This window comes from Bombella saccharophila, assembly GCF_026385475.1.
Taxonomy (GTDB): Bacteria; Pseudomonadota; Alphaproteobacteria; order Acetobacterales; family Acetobacteraceae; genus Bombella; species Bombella saccharophila.
In genome coordinates this window covers 74,907-85,334 of sequence record NZ_JANIDW010000004.1, presented here as the reverse complement: position 1 = coordinate 85,334, position 10,428 = coordinate 74,907, and the positions used below count along the sequence as shown (strand labels likewise).

At 50.7% G+C, this 10,428-nt stretch carries 4 protein-coding genes; all 4 read left to right on the top strand.

Annotation, left to right across the window (positions count from 1 at the left end):
- Positions 1-219: 219 nt before the first annotated feature.
- The 4 genes from NQF64_RS08270 (at position 220) to NQF64_RS08255 (ending at position 10,273) form a co-directional block, all read left to right on the top strand.
- Positions 220-846, top strand: a complete 627-nt coding sequence (locus tag NQF64_RS08270; protein ID WP_266107061.1) for an invasion associated locus B family protein — start codon at positions 220-222, stop codon at positions 844-846.
- Positions 847-1,035: 189 nt separating this feature from the next.
- Entirely contained in the window at positions 1,036-2,754 is a 1,719-nt protein-coding gene (locus NQF64_RS08265) for a ShlB/FhaC/HecB family hemolysin secretion/activation protein (protein ID WP_266107060.1), read from the top strand.
- 35 nt (positions 2,755-2,789) lie between these two features.
- Positions 2,790-9,800, top strand: coding sequence for a two-partner secretion domain-containing protein (locus NQF64_RS08260; RefSeq protein WP_266107059.1), 7,011 nt, complete (start codon positions 2,790-2,792; stop codon positions 9,798-9,800).
- Positions 9,801-9,883: 83 nt separating this feature from the next.
- The gene (locus tag NQF64_RS08255; RefSeq protein WP_266107058.1) at positions 9,884-10,273 is read left to right on the top strand and encodes a hypothetical protein; all 390 of its coding nucleotides are present in this window, start codon (positions 9,884-9,886) and stop codon (positions 10,271-10,273) included.
- Positions 10,274-10,428 lie beyond the last annotated feature (155 nt).

The following is a 10,428-nucleotide window of genomic DNA, read 5'->3' as shown; positions in this document are numbered from 1 at the left end:
GAGCTCTACATATAGCGAGGGACTGGTCAAAAACTTCTTGGAGCGAGAAGGTTGTGGAAAGGGGCGCTAGCGGATTTATTCCAATTAAAAATTAATGATAACTTAATTTTTACTTATTTGTTAGGTAATTTTTCTGATAGATGGACGTTACCAAATTTGTGTCAATCATCAGATGAAATAATAGGAATAATGATGCATCGGAGTACGATGAAAATCGGGATGAGGAAGTGTATCTGTAGCTTTTTCCTCCTGTTTTTGGGAAGCCTTACATGGAGTTCGGTTGTTAATGCGGCACCTGCTGGTGCGGTAGCGACAGCGGCGGCTAGTGATGGGGCGAAGACCTCTCCGATGGTGATGTCCGGTACTGCGGGGGAATGGGGGTATCGTTGTCTATTTCCCCCGACTAATCCGGCAGCGGGGCCGCAATTCTGTTTGATGCAGCAAAGCCTAATGATGGAGGGAGAGAGCGGTAAAGCTGAGGCTCTAGGCGCAGTCATCCTCGCCCGCGCGACTGAAAATACGGTAAGTGCGCCTCTCTCCAGCCGGCCTTGGCGGATGACAGTTGTAGTGCCGCTGGCTTTCTCTTTATTAACCCAACCGCGCCTCGCTCTGGATGGCAACAGCCCTATTACTTTGCGTTGGCAATCTTGTGTGTCTACAGGCTGTATGGCCTCGCTGGATCTGACTACAGCGCAGGTTGCGGAGTTCAGAGCAGGTAAAAACGGGCATATCATGGTGGATAAGGTAGTGGGTGGTACTTTGACCATCAATTTTGTCATGGATGGCGCCGTTGCTGCATTGGGCCAGCTTGAAAGCTGGATCCATCAGTCCCCGTTTCGCCGTTAAGAGATTGGGGAGCAGGGATAGGGTTAGCCCCGTCTGGTCGCTTTGAGGTGGCCGGTCCCATTTATAATTATGTATCATGATTGTGGTAAATTACAGGGCCCGTGGGTCGCTATAAAGCGATGGATGCTGCCTGCGAGAGAGGATCGAAAAGGACGGGTATGTCTTTTCCTCTGGGGCATCCTCCTGGCTGTGTTATTGTCTAGTCTGACGGAGCCTGGGCTGGCGGAGCCTTCAACGCCGCCTGTGCTACCTGGCTTACCTGCTGGGCCGGGTTCGGCTCAGGATCAGTTTCAGCGGTTTCGTCAGCATCAGCAGCAGCTAGATTCCCTGCCTCCTCCTACGGCTAATGTGCAGATAGCCCCACAGCCAACGCCGCAAGATGCGTCCCCGGCCTGCATGGTCATCCATAAGATAAATATAAATGGAGCTCAGCATCTCCCTGCTGGAGAGCTTAAACATATCGCCACTGAGTATGAGGGGCGATGCCTTGCGGTAAAAGACCTCAATGCCCTGCTAAATCAGTTGAATGCGGCCTATGTAAAGCATGGCTACATCACCTCTCGCGCTTATCTGCCGGAGCAGACATTAAGCAGCGGTACTCTTACCGTCACGGTGGTGGAGGGGCAGCTTGAGGGGGTGGATATACAGGGTCGGGCACGGCGGTTAGTTGATGTCATGGCCTTCCCTGGGCTGAAGGGCCATATTCTCAATCTGCGCGACCTTGAGGAAGGTGTGGAGCAGATGAACCGCCTGCCCCATTTTGGCGCACAGATGAAGATTAGCCCCGGTACGAAGCCCGGTACGTCCCGCGTGACGGTCAATGCGCCGGAGCAGAACATCCTGCATGGTCAGCTCTGGGCGGATAATAACGGCCAGAAGGCGACAGGCCGAGTGGTTGGTCATGCGCTGCTGAGTGCGGAGAACCCGCTGGGTTTGTTAGATATGTGGTCGGTAGAATATGACCACTCTCTACGCGGGCCGGATCATGGGGCACGAGGTACGTCCTTCCTTTCAGCGAATGGGTCAATTCCCTTTGGATATTGGACGTTTTTTGGCTCGTGGTGGCAGTCGCAGGATGCTTATCCACTCTTAGCGGGAACAGATATTTATCACCTTACTGGCTCAAGGATGGACTGGCAGCTAGGGTTTTCTCGTACGCTATGGCGGAATAATACGGGCGTGACTACCGCGCAGGTTTCTTTTGAGCGCAAAAGCTTCGGTTCGCAGGTAGATCATACCAATGTTTGGAGCCAGAGCGGACGGCAAGCTTACGTAAATGCCAATATTAGTGAATCTCTCCATGTCTGGGGGAGTAGCTGGTATATTACAGGCGGGGTGAAGATTGGCTTAGATGGGGCGGGGAGTTGGAATTACTACACCCATCCCGCCTGGAATGAGCCACATCGTGCCTATGTAAAGCCCATGCTGGATATTGATGGTTATGTGCCTTTTGCTGCGCGCTGGCTCTGGCATACCACCATGCATGGGGAGGTTAGCTCTCATGATCAGAACCCGACCAATGAGTTGCAAGTGGGCGGCCCATATACGGTACGCGGTTTTCTGGAGCAGGCGTTTGTCGGCAATAATGGCGGGTACATGCGTAATGACCTCTCCTTCTCACCGGAGACGGATACGCTGAGATGTGGCCCTTATACTGGGTTTTGTCGCGCTTTCTTCAAAGGAGTGCAGTTTTACGGCGCGCTGGATTTTGGCGTGGTGCGCGCCGGTTTTGCCTCGCGTGCGACCCCAGCGGTGTTGAAAGGCGGCGAGATGGCGGGGGTAGGGCTTGGCATCCGTAAGGCAAGCGGGGTGCTCTTTTGGGATGTGATGCTGACCCATGCCATCGCCCGTGGCCCGCTCCCTGCTGAGGGGCTGATTACCTTCTTCAGTGCTGGGATACGGATGTGAGTGAGATGATAGAGAATCAAAAGGTACATGATGACATGGTAGGGCCTTCCCTGTTTCAGCGGATTGTGAATCTCTTTGGTGCTTCTGTGTTGCTCATGGCCTCGACGGCCACACAGGCATTAGCCCAGCAAGCCCCACCGCAGATCGTGGTGGACCCGGCTGGCCATGGTCCCCATCCCGTGCTGGATAAGACCCAAAACGGACTTGACCAGATCAACATCATCCAGCCCAACGGGGCGGGTGTGTCTCATAATATGTTCCGTGCCTATGGGGTGCCTCAGCGTGGTGTAATCCTTAATAATGCTACTCATGATACTCAAACGAAGATAGGCGGTGTGGTGTTGGGTAATACCCAACTGCACGGCCATGCGGCGGGGCTGATCCTTAATGAGGTGACAGGCCCACTGCCCAGCCAGATATTGGGTTATACCGAGGTGGCAGGGAAGCAGGCTGCGGTGGTGATTGCTAACCCGAACGGGCTAACCTGCAATGGCTGTGGCTTTATCAATACGTCTCGTGTCACGTTGGCTACGGGTCATCCAGAGCTGAACAGCCAGGGCGGGTTACAGGCTTTTACCATTGCGGGCGGTACGGTGCATTTCGGGGCGCAGGGGGCTGATTTTGCCACTGTGCCAGTGTTAGACATCTTATCGCGGCGCGTGAAGATTGACGGGCAGGTTAATGCACAGCGGGCTAACCTTGTGCTGGGGCGTAATCATGTAGCTTATGGCAGCAATGCCGTTACACCCTTGGCGGATGATGGGCGCAAAAAGCCGGAATTAGCTGTTGATACTGCTGCGTTAGGCGGGTTGTACGCCAATAGCATCTATATGATCGTTAATGAGGCCGGGGCTGGTGTACGGGTGGATGGCACCATGGCCGCTAATGCCGGTGATATGCATTTGGATGGACGGGGTAATCTTGTTCTTAATGGCACTATGGCGGCTTCTGGGAATGTGGTGGCGCATCAGACAGGGCCTATCCAGCTTGGCGCACAAGGGCACGTTTATGCCGGGGAGCAGGCGGAGATTCATAGCCAAGATGGGCTAGAGAATGCCGGTCACATTGCTACACAGAACGGTACGTTGAGCCTGCATACAGAGGGCGTGCTAAATAATAAGGGCATTATTTATAGCCAGAATGGGGCGGCCCATCTTCATGGGCATGACATTACCAATAGCGGGCAAATCATTACCGGACAGGATGCTTTGCATCTGGAGGCTGAGCAGCTCACGAATAAAGGCGGGTTGATTTACGGTAATGGAGGGGTTGAGGCGGTTATAGGGCGGCAGATTGATAACCGACAGGGTGTGATACAGGCAAATGCGGGAGACCTGCATTTAGCCACAGCTCAGCTTCTGAATGACGGGGGCGGGTTGGTGGCACTTTCCCCCACTCATGGGTTGGTGATTGACCGGGGAGGTGATGGTACTCCCTCTGCCTCTGCGCGCGACAGCCTGGCAGATTTTCAGAATGGCCAAGGGCTTGTGGAGAGTGCGGGGGACCTTCGCCTTGCTGTTACGGGGTTGAACGGCTTGGATCAGCTCATAGCGGGACGGGACCTTACTGTTACGACTACCTCTTTGGTTGGGCGTGAGGTCTTGCAGGCTGGGCGTAATGTGGATGTCAGCTTGCCGGGGGCTTATAGCATCGCTCAGGGAGGGGGGATTCTCGCGGGGGGAGGTATTCAGCTCACGGCGGGTAGCGTGAGCAATGATGGCGCGCTTTCCGCTCAGGGAGGGGCACTGTCTGTTACGAGTGGGGGAGACCTGCGCAATACGGGGGTGATGGAAGGGGCCAGCGGGGTACGGTTGACCCTACCGGGCACCTTGACGAATAGCGAGGGGGCCATCCTTGCTGATAATGGTAGTATTGCCCTTAGTGGGCCGAATGGTCGGGCTATGGCAGGGCTTTACAATCAATCCGGCCAGATTACCGCCTCTGGGGCTACGAGTGACCTTGTCATTTTGGCGGATCAGCTGAGCAATACTATCCTTAAAGGCACGCAGGTTGCACAATCCCGCCATACCTTCTGGGGCCAAGGGCGGGGTAGTGGGGATGCGGATATTGCTGTCCCTCAGGGCCTGTTGAACGCCCAAGGGGAACAGGGGACGGGGTACATACGTTTTCTTGTTTCTCATAAAAGCCCCCATGGGCGTCGTGGGGCTGCTCATGCTTATGAGGAAGAAACCCATACGAGTGCTAATAGTGCCGAGCCTCTGCTCTCAGCGGGGCAGGACCTGCTGATTACCAGTGCCGGTGGCATCCTTAATGATGGGGGTCATCTGGCGGCTGGGCGTGATGTTGCCCTTAGTGGTGGGGCTCTCAATAATATTGGCTATCAGAACGAGCGGCGGTTTTTCCTTTCTTGTGATGACCATGCAGGTTGTGGCTGGGACAGTAGCCATGCTGACCCAGCTTTTACCGGCTCTACCCCTGGTGGCAAGAAAGGTTACCGGCCGCCGGCGCAGCAATGGGGGCCGACAGTCCAACTTCCCGGTGTGCAGGGCAGTATTACGGCAGGCCGTACTATAGCAGGAGACTTCACTGGGGCGATTAATAACAACACAAAGATTGCCCATGCCACGGCCCCTCTCTCTGGCCATAGTGCCGTGTCATTACCTGGCCTGCAAAGTGATAAGCTGACCCCGGTTCGTCCCGCTGATGCCGCAAAAGCCCATAACCTTACCTCTCTTCCGGGTTTTAATAGTGGCGATAGACCTACCCAAACCTTGCCTTCCGCAGGGATTAGCGGGGTGTTGGATAGTCTTTCTGCTGGGCATACGCTTTTTGTGCCTAATCGCTCGCCTTCCGTGCATTACCTGTTGGAGACGAACCCTCGTTACGCAAGCTTTGCGGGCCTTCATAGCTCGGATTATCTGTTGGGGCGTCTTGGTCATTCCATGGGGGATTATCGTTTCCTCGGGGATGGTGGGTTTGATGCCCGCTATATTCAGCAGCAGATTGTCTCGGCTACGGGGCAGGTCTTTTTGGGCGGGACGTACCAGACAGCTGATCAACAGATGCACACTCTGCTGGATAATGCGGCTGATCAGGCTAAGGCGCTTGGTTTAACCTTCGGTGTGGCCTTAACCCCGGAGCAACAAGAGAAGCTGACACATAGCATTGTCTGGTATGTGCCTGTTAATGTAGATGGCCAGATGGTGTTGGCCCCTAAACTCTATCTCGCCCCCGGGGAGGAGCAGCTTGCTTCTGGTGGGGTGATAGCCGCTAAGACGATTGCCCTTTCGGCAAATGAGGTGACCAATAGTGGGCTGATTACTGCTCAAGATGGGTTGGGTATTACCGCGATAGCAGGTGATTTAGCCAATCTGGGGGGCAGTATTAGCGGTAATGATGTGGCATTGGCTGCCCTGCACGGCAACCTGCGCAATGAGAGCGTGCTAAACCAGCAGCGCATTGTAGGTGGCATGCAGGATGAGTTGGTCCAACAAGGCAGTATCCTCGCCCGTGGTAAGGCGCAGTTGCAAGCAGGGCAGGATATTATCTTCAAGGCGGGCAATTTGAATGCTGATGGGGATATTAGCCTCGTAGCGGGGCGTGACGTCACCTTAGGTAGCTTGACGACCCGCGGTGCGGGTGGGGTGAGGAGACATCATTTCACGCAGACGGGCAGTTTTGTGAAGAATTATGGCTCTAGCGTGATGGGCAACGGGGCGGTGGAGGTTGCAGCCTTGGGGGGCGACCTTACCCTAGCTGGTTCTGGCGTGATGGCTGGCAAAGATGCGCTTTTGCAAGCAAAGGGTAATCTAGCTCTTAACGCCGTAACGGACGAGCAACACAGCTATAGCCAGAGCGTCAGCCATAGCTTGTTCCGTAAAAAGACTATCGTCCAGAGTTCTGACAGTACGAATGAGGTTGGTAGCCTTGTCGTAGCGAATGATAATGCTGTGCTGAAATCTGGTTCGGATATGGCCATCAAGGGTACGGTGAGCGGCAGTCAGAATGCAGCACTAACCGCCGGTGGTGCACTGAGCATTGATGCACTGAAGGATACGGCAGCATCTTATTTTGATCGTAAGAAGTCTGGCCTTAGCCTGTCTCTAGGCAAGGATGGGAAAACATCAGCCGGATATGGAAAGTCTCACCTCACGATAACAGGGGAGGGTGCGGATTGGACTTCCAGTATCCTTTCGGCAGGACAGGGTGATCTGGCGATTACGGCGGGAAAAGCCGTGAATGTAACGACATCATCGCTTAGTGCTGGGCGTGATCTCTCAGTGGATGGAGCATCAGTTAGTTTTCATAATCATACCCAGGATTCCAGGAACATACGGAATAATAAGACCTTTTTTGTTGGCGGCTCTTTTGGTGTGGCGGAGGATTCCCTGCTTGGGCAGGCCTTGCAGGCGGCTTTGTCGGCCAGTCAGACCAAGGGCAAAGGAAGTGGCATGCTTACGACGCTTAATGCCATGGAAGGTGCTTATGGTGTTGGTAGTGGGATTGCTAAAGCACTGAGTGAAAGGGCCTTGGCCCCGGCAGGTAGTCTGTATAACGGTGTTGGCAAGGGGGGAAGCCCGATGGGTACGAACCTTGCTGGGGTTAAGGCTTCTGTTGGTTTTAATAGTAGTAAGGATTATTCGGAGCAAAATAGCCATACGGTTGAGGGGGCAAGTGCGACAGCAGGGCGTCAGCTGAGTATGGTGGCACGTGGGGGTGAGAGAGAGGCGCCGGATAATGGTATTATTCATCTGACTGGTGCACAGCTGAAAGGGCAGGATATTTCCCTTGAGGCACAGAAGGACATAGTGCTTGATGCGGGCTGGAGCAGCAGTGATTCTTATAGTCGTTACAAGAGTACTTCTGCTTCGGTTGGTGTGGAGGCGAGTGTAGGAGCGACAAATGTTGGCTTCAGTGCTCAGGCATCTTTTCAGACACAGAAACAAGTTCAGGAATCGCATGAACGGCAGGCTGAGGATACGGTAATTTCTGCCACGCATGGGGTGCGTCTTCATGCTGGGGACTTGCTTGCATTAAATGGTGCGGAAGTAATAGCGCAGCGGATTGATACGCAAAGTCGGGCGCTAAATATCACAAGTCCACAGAATGTGTTTGATTTTCAAAGTCATAGCATGCAGGCGGGAGCGCATGTTTCTGTACCAATTATGTCACCTGGTGAGTTCGGATTGGGAGGAAGTTTTGAGAAGCAAAACACAAAAGATCATTTTGCTTCCACCGGGAAGACGCTTTCTGGGTTTTATGCGGGTAATCAGGGTATTGGTGTTGATGTTGCGGGTGATACGAGCTTGACAGCCGGTGTGATTTCGAGCACGGCGGATAACAGCAAGAATTATTTGAATACTAAGAGTCTGACGGCGCGTAGTGTTAGGAATACGTCTACTTGGAAGAGCAAAACTTCCGGTGCCAGCCTAGATGTTGGCAGCGACATGTTAAGTAGCGTAGGTGGTGTGCTGGGGACCATTGGGCTGAATGGCGTTGCTAATAGTGCGGGCATGATAGGTAGTAATCGCACACACGATGAGAGCAGCGAGAGCCAGTCTGCTATTAGTGGCAATATTACCATCAATGCCCAGAGCCAGAGTGGGAGCTATAGTCGTGATGTGGAACATGCTAATGGGGCTCTAACAAATAAGTTTGATGCGCAGAAACTTCAAAATCAACTACAGGCCAGCCAGTTAGGGACGCAGCTTGTGGGGCAGGTTGTGGGTAGTGTGGCTGATGCGCTGGGGACGAAGCGAGATAATTTCGGTCATGTTGTTAAGCCAGGCGTACCAGGTTTTGATGATGGCAAATTAAGTGATAACTGGGCCCGTATTATCCTAGAAGGAGGGGCAAATGCGGCTGTTGCTGCCTTGACGGGCGGGAACCCCACCGTTGCGGGAGCAGCGACCGTTGCAGGAAAGGTTGCGTCTATTTCGGCAGCTCCTGCAATTGGTAGGTTAAGTGCTTCGATATTTAAGGATGATAGAGCTGCTATTACTTTTGGCAATGCGCTTGATAATGTCTTGGCGGGTGCAAGTGGGGCCGCTGTGGGAGCGGCTATTGGCGGGCATCAGGGGGCGTGGAATGGAGCTGTTACGGCTTCAATCATACAGCAATATAATGATGCTGTATCAGATAAGATTAATGAAGCTGTTGCGAGAAAGCGTATTTCTGATAGTGAAGCGGCTCTTTACAAAAATCATGCTGCAATGGTCCGTGCGGCAGCAGCTTACATGCATGCTTTTCCTGAGGGTGATCCATCGCAAGGATTTTGGAATGCTGATGGTTCTGTGAATATGAAAAACAATGCCGATAAAGATTATCATCTTCCTACTGAGGATGAATTGAGGGAGGAAGGAATTGATGGTTATGAAGGATTGAGAAAGTTACTATATCATCCCATCGACCCCATGAATGGGAAGCCGACTGATCTTGTTGGGGCATTGTATATACCTAATGATATAAAAGACAAAGCCACGCCAGTATCAGTTGTTTATCGGGGGACTGACGCGTCTAATCTTAGACAATTACAAGAAGATTTCTTCCAAAATATAGGGTCTGATGGTTCGGGATTTGGCGGGAAATATTCTTTAACTGAATATCGTGTGGCACAGGATATTGCGATAAAGTTATCTAATACGACATGGGCAAAGAATGGTCATATGATGTTTAATGGAAATTCATTGGGAGGTGGTTTAGCGATAGTTTCTTCTAGAGTGACGGGGATTCCTGCTTATGTTACAAACTCTGCATCCGTGAATGATTATACCTATGTGTATAAAAATGGGGATAGCTCTATAAATGCTGTCTATGTTGGGAGAGAATTTTTACATATGTTGCAATCTGTCTCTTTTTATGTAACCGTGTTTGGCCATCCTCCCGTAAGTGGTGGAAGTTCTATGATTACTCCACCACTTGAGGATAATGTAATGAGAGGAGTGAGGGTTGATCATATTGATCCAGCTAAATCTGACGAATACTCCTTTATAAACCCAAAGGCTTTTTTCTTGCTTCATTATGCGTCTGCAGCTTATCGAGCTGTTGTTGAGAGGTTGAATAAAGATTTGGAGAAGATAAAATGATCAATAGGATGATTTATGTTATAGAATTATTATACTTTTTTTATTTTTCTCTTTCATTATTTTTGAGAGAGTACGATTTTTTTATGGTTAAGTCATTCACTATTTTTTGTTTGTTATTGTGTTTTGTATATAAATCAGAGGAAGAGGAGTATTTTTTTTCAACTATTAATTTACTTCTCTTTATCTCTTTCTATTTATTTGATTATGTAAAAGTGATTTTTAGATATGGCCTTACATTCCCAATTAGTTGGGTGGTGTTGGGGGCGACTGCAGATGGGGGAGGTTTTTCTGAGAAGAAATTAGAGGATGTCACTGATATTGCAGGAATATTCTTTGTAATAATCTATGTATATATATTTTTCTTTTTAAGGAAAAATAGAAAATATATAAGTAAAAGTAAAATAATTGAATACATTATAATGATAATTGATTATGTGTTCTTAGCATACCCTAAACATATTAGATGGTTTTAATATAAGTATCGTATTGAGTATGAAGACTATTATCTAGAGACCTGATAATATAATGATGTATTTTATATTGACTAAATCTGCATACTACCAAGATTTTTTACATTACATTATGTGTTTACAACCTATCGAACCTTTTATGAACGATTAGAAGGGGA

What these genes read in the sequence shown, in the direction of transcription:
- NQF64_RS08270 (WP_266107061.1), top strand. Translation starts at nt 220, where the DNA reads ATGAGGAAGTGTATCTGTAGCTTTTTCCTCCTGTTTTTGGGAAGCCTT.
- NQF64_RS08260 (WP_266107059.1), top strand. Translation starts at nt 2,790, where the DNA reads ATGGTAGGGCCTTCCCTGTTTCAGCGGATTGTGAATCTCTTTGGTGCT.
- NQF64_RS08255 (WP_266107058.1), top strand. Translation starts at nt 9,884, where the DNA reads ATGGTTAAGTCATTCACTATTTTTTGTTTGTTATTGTGTTTTGTATAT.